This is a genomic window from Flavobacterium daejeonense DSM 17708, assembly GCF_000425425.1.
Lineage (GTDB): Bacteria > Bacteroidota > Bacteroidia > Flavobacteriales > Flavobacteriaceae > Flavobacterium > Flavobacterium daejeonense.
This window is the reverse complement of sequence record NZ_AUDK01000017.1, coordinates 19461-34328: the sequence shown is the minus strand read 5'-3', so window position 1 is coordinate 34328 and position 14868 is coordinate 19461. Positions and strand designations below refer to the sequence as shown.

The following is a 14868-nucleotide window of genomic DNA, read 5'->3' as shown; positions in this document are numbered from 1 at the left end:
GTTCCTAAAGTCGTTTTTTTGATAAAATCTCTCCTGTTTGACATATATTTTTAATTATAAATTTTTGAAGATAAAGCCATACTGTTCGGATTGCTTTGTGGAGAATCTCCCATTGTAAAAACTAAAGTTCCACCTTGCATTATTTCTTTATGAGTGATGTAATTTCTATGTATTATTTTTCCATTTAATGCAACACTTTGGATATAAATATTTTTATCACAATTATTAGTAGCTTCAACTCTAAATTTTTTACCATTTTCTAAATTAATAGTCGCCGAATCAAACATTGGAGAACCAAAAACATAAATACTTTGTGCTGGATTTACAGGATAAAAGCCAAGTGAACTCAGAACATACCATGAAGACATTTGCCCGCAATCTTCATTACCACAATGTCCATTAGGTTCATTTTTGTACTGTGTCTCTAAAATTTCTCTAACTAATTTTTGAGTTTTCCAAGGTTTACCAATGTAATCATACAAATAAGCCACATGATGACTTGGTTCATTTCCATGGGCATATTGACCAATCATTCCTGTACTAAATATGGGTAATTTATCTTCTGCTGATGGTTTTAAACTAAACATCGAATCCAGCTTTTGTTCAAAACCAGTATTCCCACCCACTACTTTTATTAAACCTTCAATATTTTGTGGAACCGACCAGAAGTATTGCCACGCATTACTTTCACAGAAATAAGCAGTATACTCTTTAGGTACAAACTCATTTATAAACTGACCGTTTTTTAATTTAGGACGCATAAAAGTACTTTTGGTATCATAAAGATTTCTCCAATTTTCGGAACGATTCAAAAAATATTTATAATCGTCATATTGGTTTAAAGCTTTTGCAAATTGTGCCAAACACCAATCGTCATAAGCGTATTCTAAAGTTTTAGAAACCGACCAATTTTCGCCACTTTCATCCACTGGAATAAAACCTAATGTTTTATAACTATCTAATTGCCTAGAATCCACCATTGCACTTTCTTTACAGGCTTTATAGGCTAATGCAACATTGAAATTTTTAATTCCTTTAAAATAAGCATCTACAATAACAGGAATAGCATGATTAGCAATCATCATATTGGTTTCATTTCCTTGCAAAGACCAAACAGGTAATAATCCAGTCTCTTTATAATGAGCTAATAACGAATTGATCATACTTGACACTCTTTTAGACTGTAAAATAGTGTACAAAGGATGTGCAGCACGATAGGTATCCCAAAGTGAAAAAGTATCGTATCGATCAAATCCAATGGCTTTTTCAATCTTTCCATTAGCTCCTTTATAATCTCCATTTAAATCACTCAAAAGCGTTGGTGCCAACATAGATTGGTACATCATGGTGTAAAAAATTCTCTTTTTAACGGTATCTTTTGTTGTTACTTGAATTTTTTGCAGTTCTTTTTCCCAAAGATTTCTAGCTTTTGCTTTGTATTTTTCAAAATCAAAATCAGGTGTTTCAACAGCTAACGATTTATATGCTCCATCAATACTAGCCGTAGAGAGTCCCGTTTTTAAAATGATTTGGTCATTATCCGCTGTTTTATAATTTAAAATAATTTTAGTTTTTACGGCTTCAACTGGACTAATTGTCAACGAATCATTTTTATAAATTTGATAGGATTCAAATGGTTTAGAAAATTTCATTACAAAATATACTCTTTGATCTTTTGCCCATCCTGTAGATTTTCTAAAACCTTCAATGGTAGTACTATCAACTACTTTAATATATGTTTTTGTGGGTGCATCCCAATTTAAAGCATAACCCAAATCAATATGAATTTGTGAGGCATCATCTTTAGGAAAAGTATACTTATGAATTCCTGTTCTTGCTGTAGTTGTTAATTCTGCTTTAATATCAAAATCCAACAATTCTACGGCATAATAACCAGGAGACGCTTTTTCTTTTAGATGAGAAAAACTTGAAAAAGGCATAAAATTATTGCTCTTAATCCTTTTTACAAATCTACTATTGGTGGGCATTACTAAAATATCATATAAATCACCTGCACCAGTACCCGTTAAATGCATATGAGAAAACCCCGTAATAATTGAATCTTTATGAAAATAACCTGCTATTCTATCCCAGCCTGGTATTCCTATATCTGGACTTAATTGTACCATACCATAAGGAACAGTTGCCCCAGGATAAGTGTTTCCTGGACCATCTGTACCTATAAATGGATTTACATAACTCGTTAATTCAACAGCCTCAGCTTTCTTTAAATTACAGCTACATAAAAAGGTGGTTAGAAATATAAAAATTAGTCGAATTCTCATTCTAGTTTTATTTTAGACTTTCTTTAGTTGCTGCAATCACTTTTAAATAAGCATCAGATATCACATTTCCGTCAAAAAAAGCAACACCTTTAGCACCGTTTTCTTTAGCTGTCAAAATAGCTTTTCTTAAATCAGCTTCATTTTCTATTCCGGGAATATAAATCCCTGTATTTAATTTAGTTTTTCTTCCTTGCAAATCGGTAACCCCTTGCTTAGTAGCATACCCAATCCAATTGATTCCTTCATTATAAAAGTTATGATAAATCATTGGATAAACCTCATCAATATCCCATTTATCCCAACGCTGACGCACCATATGATCTGCCATTTCAGGATAAGGAAACACTGCTGCTGTTAATGTTTTTCCATATTTATGTGCAATTTCATAAGCGTGATTGACTACATTTCTAATTTGGTTCATACGAAATTGTTTCCATTCCATATCAATTTCAGGATGTTCTATTTTTCTTGGATCTCTGCCAAATGCCGCCATAAAAGCATTGACACTGGCATCTGAATAATCAAAATCATAATCCGGTAATTCGGTATTTTGAACTAAATTGTATTTTGGCAACAAACCAATTGGCAAAAACACATCAGGGTAACGAATATAATCTAAGTGTACACTTTCTACTCCTTCTACTTTGGCTAATCCTTCTAATAAATCATAGATATGCTCTCGTGCCTCAGGATGGCTTGGAGACAACCATTGATAATAATCTACATAAGGACGATTATCAAAACAGGATTTTCCGCTGCGGCTTACCATGTACCAATCCGGATGTTGTAAGGCAAGTTTATCACCAGGACGATTCATCGTCATAATCCAGGCATGAACTCTTAATCCTTCTTTCTTAGCCAATGGAGCAACACGTTTCAATAAATCAGGACTTGTACCTGTATTAATTAAAACTTCATCAATTCCGGCATCTTTATATTTTTTAAATTCTGCTGTATACGAATCATCTGAACGTTTAGCATCTGCTGAAGTCCAAACTGCAAATTCAAATTTTTGATCTTTTTGCTCAACTTCTGAACTTTGAACTATCTTATTCGAACAAGCGGTAAAAAGAATTCCTAAAAATAATAGTTGTACATATTTCATAATATCCAGTTTCTGTTAGTTAATCTTAAAACTATTTTTTCATACTTTCAAAAAGTGCATTTAGCAATTCCTGCTTATTATCCAGACTATATTCCCAAAACATAGCTCCACCTAAACCTTTACTTTTAATAAAATTTGCTTTCAATTCTATTTCATTTGGGGTTTCATAAGAGATGAAAATGCTGTCTTTTTCATTCCACAAATAAGAAGCCTTGGCTGATTCATCATAAAGCTGTTTGTATTTTCCGGTAGCCAATTCTTCTTTGATTTTCCAATAAGCAATAATCTCTGCACCCGTTTGCGCCGATTGATACAAACCATTATTTTGTGGATTTACTTTAGCCCATTTTCTTCCGTAAAAAGGAATTCCTACCACCAATTTATTGGCTGCTATTCCTGTTTTCAAATAAGCCTGAACTGTTTTAGTCAAATTATCTCCATCTAATTTTTCAAATTTTGAAGCATTTAAATTAGCATGATGACCGGTTTGATACATCCAACCGTTATAAAAATCATAGCCCATGATGTTGATGTAATCCAGGTATTTTTGAGCTTCTTTTAAATCAGTATGGTCTAAATAATTTTGGTCAGCACCAGAAGCTATACTTAATAAATAATGAACTTTATCGGAGGCGGTTTGAATTTCTAGTTGTTTTCTTAATTCAGCCAGAAGCAATGTGAAATTTTCTTTATCCGATGGTCTGAACACATTATCCTCTGCTCTCTGTCCCGGAAATTCCCAATCGATATCAATTCCGTCAAATTCATATTTTTTCATCAATTGAACAGCGCTTTGTGCAAACTGTACTCTTGATTTTTCATAGGCAGCTATATTCGAAAACTGATCTGACCAAACCCATCCGCCTATTGAAAATAAAACTTCCAAAGAAGGATTTTGTTTTTTAAGTCCCATCAAGGCTTTAATTTTAGTATCATCAGTTGCCAATTCAAACTGAACGTTGCCATTTACAATATTTGCAAAAGCATAATTGACATGAGTTAATTTAGAAACATCAACTTTAGCCGGATCAAAATCCTCATAACCTGCAACGTAACCAATAATTTTAGCATTCTCTGCTTTGCTCTTCTTTTTAGTTTCTAAAATAGAACAAGCAAAAAAACAACTGATAATCACTATGTAAAGACTTAATTTCATCCTTTATTTTCTTTATCCTATTTATAATTAAATTGCACTATTTCTCAATTAACTGACCATCTTCTTTGATGATAAACGTTTTGCTTGAAAAAGGACTTTTTACTAATATATTCCAACCAAAACTATAGTTCTCTAATTTAGGAGTTATCACATTTGTACCAACTTTAATCACCCTTTTTGTTAATTCATTTATTGTTACTGCCCATTTTTTATTTTTAGCTAAATATTGTTTTTGAGCTCTGTACAACTGAAACAATTCCCATTTAATTTTTTCATCCTGAGGAATTGTAAAAGCAACACTACTTCCTGTTTCTTTAGAAGTAAAATATACATATCCCCATTTTTCAGGTTCGTGCATGTTTATGACACCTTGTGGAGACCAAACCCAATTGTATTCCGGTAAATATTTACCTGACGCATCTTTTTTGCGTACGTATTTTCCGTTTACAATATCATGTTGCCAATTGACTCTGGAAAAATTCACCCTCCAAAATTTATCTCTTGGAACATTATCTTCTCCATAAGATTTTTGATAAGCAGCCCAAGGAATTGCAATTTCTAAAGTCCAACCTTCGTCTGTATCAGCAGGATTATTTAATGTCCCCTGAATTTTTACCGCCGATTGTAATCCCGTATTATTCCAATCATTAAGCACGACATTTTTTTCACGATAAGGCTTGGTTAAAAACAAATCCCAAGCCGTATTCAAAGCATTGATTTCTAACTCGTAATAGTTAAAAGTATCACCATCAGGATCAATAAAAACTTCAAAATCATTATTGTAAAATATAATTGTATCGTGTTGTTTCAAATTTGCCCAAACATGTGGTTCTTGAATTTTTGCCAGGATATAATAATTTTTATCATCCCAAAGCATTTTTACCTTTGTATTGTATTTAGGTTTTTCAACACCTTCAATATCAATAAAAGCATCTGTCCATTCCGCTTTTGACCATGAAGTTTCTAATTCATCACCGTCAATTTGGATTTTTTCTGATGTTTTGTAAGCCACATAGTTTTTGGGTATAATTCCTTTTGATTGGGCAAAGCCAATAGAAGAAATGAAACTTAAAACAAACACTATACTTTTAATTTTACTAATCATACTTTTTACAAGCTATTATCTTTTGTAAATTGAATTACTTCACTTAATTTTCCAAAAGCCATCGCAACTACTGTATCAGCAGCTCCATAATAAACCGTCAATTTATCTTCCTCTGTATCATGCAAAGCCGCACACGGGAAAACTACATTTGGCACATCACCAACTTGCTCATAATTTACCGCTGGTCCTAATAAATACGGTTGCGTTCTGTATTTTACTTTATCAGGTTGATCTGTTTCTAAAATGGCAGCTCCCATCGCATAACGGAAACCGTTACAAGTGTTGATTACACCATGGTAAATCATTAACCAGCCTTCTTCAGTCAAAATTGGAATAGGACCCGCACCAATCTTAGTACATTGCCAGGCACTGTCTTCAAAAGGAGTTGGCTTCATTACCAAACGATGTTCACCCCAATACTTCATATCCGGACTAAAACTAATCCAAATATCACCAAAAGGAGTATGACCATTATCACTAGGACGGCTTAACATCGCATATTTCCCATTAATTTTTTGTGGAAATAAAACTCCGTTTCTGTTGAATGGTAAATAAGCATTTTCACATTGGAAAAATTCTACGAAATCAAAAGTGTATCCAATACCAATAGTTGGTCCATTGTAACCATTACACCAGGTAATCCAGTAACGATCTTCAATAAAAACCACACGAGGATCATACTTATAAGCTGATTCGATCATTTCGGTATTACCCGCTTTCATTACAATTGGTTCATGATTAATCTCCCAATTGATTCCGTCTTTACTAAATCCGGCAAAAATATTCATTTGTACCGCTTTATTATCACATCTGAAAACACCTGCAAAACCATCTCCAAAAGGAACTACAGCACTATTAAATACACTGTTTGATGATGGAATAGCAAATCTGTTAATAATGGGGTTTTCAGAATATCTCCACATAATATCATTACTATTTTCAGGTCTATCTTGCCAAGGAATTGCACTCACTTTTTTATTATTTATAAATTAAACGTTCTGAATTTTATCTCTGAAATTTGTACTCTAAACTCTAAAATACAAACATTTTAATTAACAATTTTTCTAACTTTATCTAACCAGGTATATTTTAAAATAATGGATGTTACTAAGAAAACAACCAAGGAAATTAATGCTTTGGGGTAATCGCGAATAATAAAATATACCGGCAAAACAATCATACTCGATTGCCAAATGATACCAACAAGACAATTAAGCATATCTTTGATAAAATCATTATTTTTTTCAAAACTCTGATTCTCATTTTTCAATAACTCATATACAGGTTTCCACCATCCCCAAGGTCTTACATTGGTATAAAATGATTTTAGAACCTCCATATCTGTTGGTTGACTCAAATAAGTTCCAAGAATACATCCTAAAGTAGAAAATCCTAAAATTATTGGGAATAAATAAATAGCCTGCATTTCTGATAAAGTATACAATAAACTTCCTTCAACGAAACTTCCTTTATTTTGCTCTAATACAAATTCTAAAGATGCGATAATAAGTCCGGAAAACATTCCCCAAAAATACCCCCAACCATTAAATCGCCACCAAACCCATTTAAGGAAATTAGCTGCCACATAACCTCCAAACAATGCACTAGTTATCCACAAAGTCAATGAATTGATTGATTCAGCAAAAAATCCCATAAAAATACCTAAGCCAACCACTAAAAAAGAAGCAATTTGGCTAACTTTAATATAATGTTCGCTAGTTTCGTCCGGTTTAAAATATTTCTTATACAAATCATTTACGATATAAGCAGGCCCTGCATTCACGAATGCTGAGAAAGTTGACATAAAAGCAGCTAATAATCCTGCTAATAACAAACCTTTAATTCCTACCGGTATATGAAGATTAATTACTTTTGGCATAATAACCTCCAAATCTGCACCACTCAAATGAGGATTAACTGCCATTTCAGGTGCCAAAGTAACCAGTGCAATTACAACAATACCGGCTATTAAAAGGTATCGTGGAATAAATAAAATAAGATTTGTAAAACCACTCATGTAAGCCGCTTCTTTAACTGATTTGGTAGAAAGAATACGTTGCAAATCATAACTAGGTGTAGGTCCTGCAATACTGGCAAAAAAACCTTTAAATAAAGACATTCCAACCAAGGCTCCAAACATTTTATAACCTTCTGAATCAATCAAATTGTTAAAAGCTTGAAATTTTTCACCCCAATGCGATTCAAGTTCGGGCGAGAAAAATACATTCTTCCACTCTTCTGTAATCACCGAACTAATTTGAATATCTGTATAGGTAATTAAAGTGTAAGCCGCCACTAATAAACCTGAAACAACCATAATACCGTATTGTAAAACCTCAGTGGCAACTACAGAAAACATTCCTCCCTTGATAGTATAAATTGTAGTTAAAAAAATAACTAATAAGGCATAACTTTGTTCAGAAGTCAATAAAGAAATATCACCAAAATGCAGTGCTAAATCCCAAGGTAAAATAATCGTCATAAACTTACCGATTCCCTCAAAGAAGTAAGCAATAAAACCAATGGTAGATACAATTGCAAAAACCGCTACAATAATATGTGAAGCTCTCCCCGCTCTATCATTTCCAAATCGGGTCAAAATCCACTCAGATCCTGTCATGGTATTCGATTTTCTAATCCAGATTGACAAAAACATCATGACAAAAACCTGATTCCAAATAGGCCAAAGCCACATTAAAAAGAAACTTTTAATACCGTATAAAAAAAGGACTCCAACCATCCAGGCCGTTCCGGAAACATCAAACATTCCCGAACCATTACTCAATCCTAAATAATACCATTTTATCGAATTTCCACCTAAAAAATAATCATCAAGACCCTGAGAGGCTTTTCGTGAAATCCAAATTCCGATTCCTATTGTTAATAGGATATAAAAAACGATTATTGATACATCTATGCTATCCATGCTTCTTTTTGTTATTTCGTTAATCCCCAATTTTTATTTGGCTCAGACCCCATAACAAAATGTAAAGTCCCACCTTGTAATAGCTGTTGATGCGTAATTGTTGTTTTGTTAAATTCAACACCATTAAGTGTTGCTGATTGTATGTAAAAATTCTTAGTTGAAACATTTTCAGCTTCAATAGTAAAACTTTTACCTTCCGGAAGTTTTATGGTTGTTTTTTCGAATAAAGGACTACCTATTTCATATTCACCCGAGGCAGGATTCATTGGATACAATCCTATTGAACTAAAAATATACCAAGCTGACATTTGTCCGCAATCTTCATTACCACTTAATCCGTTTGGAGTCGTATTGTATTGAGTATCTAAAATATGATGTACCCAATATTGTGTTCTCCAAGGCTGATTAGCATGATTAAACATATAAGCAATGTGATGACTCGGTTCATTCCCGTGAGCATATTGCCCGATTAACCCCGAAATATCTGCAGAAACATTATTTCCGGTTATCTCTGAACTTTCCGTAAACAATTGTTCTAATTTTTGAGAGAATTTTTGATTACCTCCGTGCAAAATGATAAAATCATCTACATCTTGTGGTACAAACCAACTGTGTTGCCAGGCATTACCTTCAGTATAATCGGTATGTTCTCTGTGGTTAGAGTGTTTTGGGTCAAAAGAAGGATTCCATGTTTTTCCATCAGCTGCTTTTCCTCTCATAAATCCGGTTTGAGCATCAAATAAAAACTCATAGGCTTTTGAACGTTTTAGAAAATAGTTGTAATCATCTTCTTTACCCAGAGCTTTAGCCATTTGAGCCACACACCAATCATCATAAGCATATTCTAATGTAATCGTTACCGACTCATCCAATAGATTATAAGGAATGAAACCGTATTTTTTATACAAATCTAATCCGCGTTCGTTTTGCATCATAGTATTTTTCATAGCTTCAAATGCTTTTTCGGCATCAAAACCTTTAATACCATTTTTATACGCATTTACAATTACAGGAATCGCATGATACCCAGTCATTGTATTGGTTTCATTAGCATATAATGTCCAAACGGGCAATATTTTTTTTGTTTCATAATAAGCCAACATCGAATTGATAATATCCGAAACTTTATCTGGAGCAAGTAAAGTCAACAAAGGATTTTCAGCTCTAAAAGTATCCCAAAGTGACAAAGTAGAATAGGCAGTGTAATCTTTAGCTGTAATAATGGTATCATCCTCTCTTCTAAACTCCCCGTTTTTATCGCTGTAAGTAACAGGTGCTAATTGCGCATGATACATAGCGCTATAAAAAATAGTTTTTAAAGAATCAACCGGGGTTTCCACTTCAATTGTAGACAAAGAGTGATTCCAGTTTTTTTGAGCTTCTGATTTTACTTTCTCAAAATTAAAATCTCCGGCATTCAAATTATCTTTAGCATTAGCTACACTTACTGAAGACAGTGCTACTTTAGCCAATAATTCATTTGAATTTTGTTCATCAAAAAACAATTGTGCAATGACTTTTTCTCCTGAAGCGGTTGCAGATTCCTTTTTTGTTTCATCAGCAACTATATTATAATGAGAAATTGGCTTAGAAAATTGAACTACAAAAAATACTTTTTGATTTTTGGCCCAACCTGTACTGTAACGGTAACCGCTAATCGTAGTTTTATTCTCAATTGTAAGTTGAGATTGAGTGGCTTTATCCCAGTTGATTGCAAAACCAAGGTCTATAACAACTGCCTGCTCATCATTTTTAGTAAATGTATACTTATGGTAAGCCTTACGCTGTGTAGCTGTCAACTCAACATTAATTTTAGGATCATTCAAATACACCTGGTAATAACCAGGTTTAGAAGTTTCATTTTTATGAGAATAAGTAGATTTATAGGATAATGAATCTCTGGAAGTTGAAGTTGTAGTTAATACTACTTTTTTATTGATTGGCATCAAAAGAATATCAGCTAAATCACCAATTCCTGTTCCGCTTAAATGTAAGTGACTAAATCCGGCAACAATCGAATCGGAATAATGATAACCCGAACACCAATCCCAACTTGAAATTCCATTATCAGGGCTAACCTGTACCATTCCAAAAGGAACCGTTGCTCCCGGATAAGTATGACCGTGTCCTCCAGTCCCTATTAAAGGAGCTACATGACGCGTTAAAAAAATATTTTTATGTTTATTTTTGTCTATATTTACCCTGCAACCCGCGACCAGAATTACACCTAAAATAACGATTCCGAATTTCCTCATATCAAACAATCTTTAATTTAACTTTAAATTTAGATAAATTTGATTTCTACTGAAATTAATTTAGACGGATGACATATAAACTTAGCTAAACATCAAAAAAAAACGAATAAACAATCCATTTTTTTATGCTTTTTAACAATAACAAATTATACCGATTACCACTGCGCTACCATATACTTTTTTGGATAGTCTATTTTATATTTAACACCTTTAGATGGGGCAGTTATTTTAATGATTACCTCTATTCTTTAAAAACAAACTTATTAGGTTTCCCTATTCACATGAGTCTTTGTTATTTGAATATTTTTATCTTGATGCCTTATTTATTATTTCGAAAAAAATACTTCTTTTATATAATTACCCTGCTAGCTGTTATATTTCTTATGGTTGTGGTAAAATTTAATCTTACTTATTTTTTAATTAATCACAATGTTTGGCCGGAAGGTCCGGAATACATCGACAGCCTTTCCCTCAATTACTGTATCGACATGATGCTGGGCGAACTTTATGTAATCACTTTTGTTACGGCTATTAAAATTACATTTGACTTTTTAGAAGAACATAAAAGAGTAACCGATCTTGAAAAATCACAATTGGAAACCGAACTCTTATTTTTAAAATCACAAATTTCCCCACACTTTTTCTTCAACACCTTAAATAATATTTATTCCTTATCAGTCGAAAAATCAAATAAAACGCCTAAAATTATTTTGAAGTTATCTGAACTAATGCGGTATATGCTTTATGAAACACAGAGTAAAAAACAAAGTTTAGAAAATGAAATTCTTTGCATTCAAAATTACTTAGATCTGGAACGAATCAGACATGATGAGAGGCTGGAAGTCAATATGTATATTTCTGGTGACATCCAGGATAAAGAGATTTCTCCTATGCTCTTACTGACCTTTATAGAAAATTCTTTCAAACATGGTGCTAATAAAAATGTGGGAAATGTTAAAATCGATATCAAATTTAAGATCAAAGAAGATTATCTCTATTTTTCGGTATCAAACCCGATGCCTACAGTAACGAATCATGTAGATAAATTCAACAAATCAAGCGGAATAGGAATCGAAAATGTTAAAAAAAGATTGGAATTAGGATACAACAAAAATGATTATAAACTGTCTATTAAGAATAAAAATAATATTTTTGTAGTAAAGCTAAAAATCAAAGTTTCATAAACAAACTTTCAAAATTCAGCTTACAAACTTTCCGATTATTTTGACCCTAAAAATTACATATGAAAATTAAATGTCTAATAATAGATGATGAACCATTAGCAATTAATGTCATTAAAAATTATATTGAACAAATTGAAGAGTTAGAATTTATAAATTCCTTTAGTAATCCCATTGAAGGACTCAATTTTTTAAAAAACAATTCGGTCGATGTCCTTTTTTTAGACATCAATATGCCTGTTTTAGATGGTATTAATTTTATAAAAAGTTTAGAAAATCCGCCTTTGCTAATTATAACAAGCGCCTATGGTGAATTTGCTATTGAAACGTATGAATTAGACGTTTTAGACTATCTGGTAAAACCAATTGAATTTCCCAGATTGATGAAAGCGGTAAACAAAGTCCACAAAAGACTCAGTACTGCTAATAGAATCGCAATCGATAATAGTAAAGAGAATCCTTTTATTTTTGTAAAAATTGACAAAAAAAGGATGAAGAAGATTTTTTTAAATGAAATTTTAGTCATCGAAAGCCTGAAGGATTATTTAAAAATCAACACCACAACTGGCAAATACATTATTCACAGTACATTATCTGATTTTACCAGTTTGCTACCCGAAAAAGATTTTTTAAGAATCCACCGTTCCTATACCATTGCTATTGATAAAATTGATGCCGTTGAAGGAAATAGCATTGAAATTGAAGGCCTTCGATATGTTATAGGTCGTTCTTATATAGACGAAGTAAAACAACGAATATTAAATGCTTCAATATAAGTTTAAATACAATACTAAAAAAAAAGCAACCTTTTTCAGGTTGCTTTTTCAATATAAATAACCAACCAAACAAATGTTATCTATATCTAGTTAAAAAAAAAGTTAAAAATGATAGCGTTTAAACGCTTCAATTGCCGCATATTCGGCTAATCCTAAATCATTATATTTTTTAGCTGTCGCTCTGTTTCTGTCTTCGGCTCTTACCCAAAATTCGCGGGAATCATCTCCTTGGAACATCACACCATCTTTTTGGGATTGATGATAGAAAATGGCGTAACGTTTTTTAAGAACCTGATCAGGACTCATTGGTACCGCCATTTCAATCTCATAAGTTTCCCACTCATGCCAGGCACCACGATACAACCAAACCCAACAATCGTCCATAAAACTTTTGCTTTTTAGTCGCTTTAAAGCCTCAAACAAACTATCCAGACAAACCTTGTGAGTTCCATGCGGATCGGCTAAATCTCCGGCGGCATATATTTGATGTGGTTTTACCTCTTCAATAAGATTACACATAATATCAATATCTGCATCGGTAAGATTTCCTTTCTTTACAGTACCGGTTTCATAGAACGGAAGGTTCAAAAAGTGAACCTGCTCGTCCGGAACGCCTAAATACCTTGTAGCTCCCAGAGATTCACTACGCCTAATAAGTCCTTTTAATTTTCTAACCTCAAGAGTATCAATATCATTTTTAGATTTATTTTTTAAAAAATTAATAATACTATCCGATTCGCTTGATTTTGAATTTAGAACTGTGGAAACTTCTGCAAATTTTAAAGCTTCTTCATTAGAAACTGCAATATTTCCGGATGTTTGATAAGCAATATGTACTTCATGCCCTTGTTCTACCAATCTGTCAAATGTTCCTCCCATCGAAATCACATCATCATCCGGATGCGGACTAAAAATGATGATACGTTTCTTAGCCGGAGTTGAACGTTCCGGTCTGTAAGTATCGTCAGCATTAGGTTTTCCGCCCGGCCAGCCTGTAATAGTATGTTGCAGGGTATTAAACATCTTAATATTTAAATTATAAGCTGTTCCCTCTTCGGCTAACAAACCTGACATTCCATTATCATTATAATCTTTATCGGTAAGTTTCAAAATTGGTTTGCTTGTTAGTTCACTTAACCAAACGACTGCTTTCAATTTTAATTCATTTGTCCAAAAACATGATTTAACTAGCCAGGGAGTTTTTACTCTCGTTAGTTCAGAAGATGCTTCGGTATCTAAAACAAAAGTTGTATTTGGATGTTCCTGTAAATAGGTTGCCGGAACCTGAGAAGATATTTCTCCTTCAATCGTTTCTTTGATAATATCAGCCTTACTGATTCCCCAGGCCAGAAGCACAATTCTCTTTGCATTTCTAACAGTTCCTATTCCCATAGTAATGGCTTTTCGGGGTACATTATCTACACCTAAAAAAGCAGGTGCCGCATCTACACGTGTAATATGATCTAATGTGATACTTCTGGTTGCTGAATTAACATGTGATCCTGGTTCATTAAACCCGATATGACCGGTTCTCCCAATTCCTAATAATTGAAAATCCAAACCACCATAAGAATTAATTTTCATATCGTAATCAATACAATATTGACGTAATTCTTCGGCACTAACTTTTCCGTCAGGAATATTAATATTTTCAGCCGGAATATCAACATGATTAAATAAATGTTCATGCATAAAATAATAATAACTCTGAATATTATCTTTATCCATAGGATAGTATTCGTCTAAATTAAAAGTTATTACATTTTTAAAACTTAACCCTTCTTCTTTATGCATTCTAACCAATTCTTCATATACTTTTATAGGTGAAGAACCTGTAGCCAGCCCTAAAACACAAGGTTCATTTAATTCTTCTTTTCTCTGAATCAAATTAGCGATTTCATGTGCTACCAATAATGAAGCCTCTTTTGAAGAGTCAAAAATTACATTGTGAATTTTTTCAAAACGGGTTTCTTCAAACCTTCCTGCTTCTTTGAAATTAATATCTTCTTTAATCATTTTATTTGCTGAATTAAATTATTAAGATAAAATTACTGTTCTTTTACAGCTTAAAATTATTTA

General features: G+C 32.8%; 10 protein-coding genes. 2 read left to right on the top strand and 8 right to left on the bottom strand.

The window, feature by feature from the left end; translation table 11 throughout:
• Nucleotides 1–50: 50 nt before the first annotated feature.
• The 7 genes from H599_RS19655 to H599_RS0112215 all read right to left on the bottom strand — a co-directional run bounded on the left by H599_RS19655 (nucleotide 51) and on the right by H599_RS0112215 (nucleotide 10832).
• Nucleotides 51–2285 (bottom strand): GH92 family glycosyl hydrolase, encoded by a 2235-nt coding sequence (locus H599_RS19655; protein ID WP_035141556.1) that lies wholly within the window; start codon nucleotides 2283–2285, stop codon nucleotides 51–53.
• Nucleotides 2286–2292: 7 nt separating this feature from the next.
• Nucleotides 2293–3390, bottom strand: a complete 1098-nt coding sequence (locus H599_RS0112240; protein ID WP_035141555.1) for a family 10 glycosylhydrolase — start codon at nucleotides 3388–3390, stop codon at nucleotides 2293–2295.
• A gap of 31 nt (nucleotides 3391–3421) precedes the next feature.
• The gene (locus H599_RS0112235) at nucleotides 3422–4546 is read right to left on the bottom strand and encodes a glycoside hydrolase family 18 protein (protein ID WP_026714402.1); all 1125 of its coding nucleotides are present in this window, start codon (nucleotides 4544–4546) and stop codon (nucleotides 3422–3424) included.
• Nucleotides 4547–4583: 37 nt separating this feature from the next.
• Nucleotides 4584–5651 (bottom strand): carbohydrate-binding family 9-like protein, encoded by a 1068-nt coding sequence (locus H599_RS0112230; protein WP_026714401.1) that lies wholly within the window; start codon nucleotides 5649–5651, stop codon nucleotides 4584–4586.
• Between the two features lie 5 nt (nucleotides 5652–5656).
• On the bottom strand, nucleotides 5657–6622 hold the full coding sequence (locus H599_RS0112225; protein ID WP_026714400.1) for a glycoside hydrolase family 130 protein: 966 nt from the start codon (nucleotides 6620–6622) through the stop codon (nucleotides 5657–5659).
• Nucleotides 6623–6699: 77 nt separating this feature from the next.
• Nucleotides 6700–8577: a sodium:solute symporter family protein gene (locus H599_RS0112220; RefSeq protein WP_026714399.1), complete on the bottom strand. Its 1878-nt coding sequence runs from the start codon at nucleotides 8575–8577 to the stop codon at nucleotides 6700–6702.
• Nucleotides 8578–8588: 11 nt separating this feature from the next.
• A complete protein-coding gene (locus tag H599_RS0112215) occupies nucleotides 8589–10832 on the bottom strand; it encodes a GH92 family glycosyl hydrolase (RefSeq protein ID WP_026714398.1) in 2244 nt (747 codons plus the stop codon).
• A 125-nt stretch (nucleotides 10833–10957) separates the two neighbouring features.
• Between H599_RS0112215 and H599_RS0112210 the strand changes: the two genes are divergently transcribed.
• Together H599_RS0112210 and H599_RS0112205 are read left to right on the top strand one after the other, a co-directional pair.
• Nucleotides 10958–12016: a sensor histidine kinase gene (locus tag H599_RS0112210; RefSeq protein WP_026714397.1), complete on the top strand. Its 1059-nt coding sequence runs from the start codon at nucleotides 10958–10960 to the stop codon at nucleotides 12014–12016.
• Nucleotides 12017–12075: 59 nt separating this feature from the next.
• Entirely contained in the window at nucleotides 12076–12789 is a 714-nt protein-coding gene (locus tag H599_RS0112205; protein ID WP_026714396.1) for a LytR/AlgR family response regulator transcription factor, read from the top strand.
• A gap of 102 nt (nucleotides 12790–12891) precedes the next feature.
• Here H599_RS0112205 and nagB read toward each other — a convergent pair whose 3' ends face one another.
• Nucleotides 12892–14805: a glucosamine-6-phosphate deaminase gene (gene nagB / locus H599_RS0112200; protein ID WP_026714395.1), complete on the bottom strand. Its 1914-nt coding sequence runs from the start codon at nucleotides 14803–14805 to the stop codon at nucleotides 12892–12894.
• Between the last annotated feature and the right edge of the window lie 63 nt (nucleotides 14806–14868).

Coding starts and splice junctions, on each gene's coding strand:
- H599_RS0112230 (WP_026714401.1), bottom strand. CDS start 5,651: ATGATTAGTAAAATTAAAAGTATAGTGTTTGTTTTAAGTTTCATTTCT.
- H599_RS0112235 (WP_026714402.1), bottom strand. CDS start 4,546: ATGAAATTAAGTCTTTACATAGTGATTATCAGTTGTTTTTTTGCTTGT.
- H599_RS0112205 (WP_026714396.1), top strand. CDS start 12,076: ATGAAAATTAAATGTCTAATAATAGATGATGAACCATTAGCAATTAAT.
- H599_RS0112215 (WP_026714398.1), bottom strand. CDS start 10,832: ATGAGGAAATTCGGAATCGTTATTTTAGGTGTAATTCTGGTCGCGGGT.
- H599_RS0112240 (WP_035141555.1), bottom strand. CDS start 3,390: ATGAAATATGTACAACTATTATTTTTAGGAATTCTTTTTACCGCTTGT.
- H599_RS0112210 (WP_026714397.1), top strand. CDS start 10,958: ATGCTTTTTAACAATAACAAATTATACCGATTACCACTGCGCTACCAT.
- H599_RS0112220 (WP_026714399.1), bottom strand. CDS start 8,577: ATGGATAGCATAGATGTATCAATAATCGTTTTTTATATCCTATTAACA.
- H599_RS19655 (WP_035141556.1), bottom strand. CDS start 2,285: ATGAGAATTCGACTAATTTTTATATTTCTAACCACCTTTTTATGTAGC.
- nagB (WP_026714395.1), bottom strand. CDS start 14,805: ATGATTAAAGAAGATATTAATTTCAAAGAAGCAGGAAGGTTTGAAGAA.